This window comes from Stenotrophomonas sp. SrG (genome assembly GCF_050031795.1).
GTDB lineage: Bacteria > Pseudomonadota > Gammaproteobacteria > Xanthomonadales > Xanthomonadaceae > Stenotrophomonas > Stenotrophomonas rhizophila_A.
Map to the genome: position 1 here is coordinate 1 of NZ_JBNBBE010001130.1, position 239 is coordinate 239.

General features: G+C 69.9%; 1 pseudogene. It reads left to right on the forward strand.

Annotated features, from left to right (window positions below):
• Positions 1 to 42 precede the first annotated feature (42 nt).
• A pseudogene (locus ACQG3P_RS22995) lies at positions 43 to 239 on the forward strand (serine--tRNA ligase); the annotation flags it as partial.

The following is a 239-nucleotide window of genomic DNA, read 5'->3' on the forward strand; positions in this document are numbered from 1 at the left end:
GCGATCATCCCCCGCCAGACCCGTACTTACCGCCCAACCGCCATGCTCGATCCAGCCCTGCTCCGCCCACACCCCGCCGCCCTCGCCGAACGCCTGCGCTCCTCGCGCGGTTTCGAGCGGGACGTCTCCGGGCTGGAGTCGCTGGAAGCCGACCGCATGCGCATCCAGATCCGTACCCAGGAGCTGCAGAGACTGCGCAACAGCCGCTCCAAGGCCATCGGCCAGGCCAAGGCCAAGGG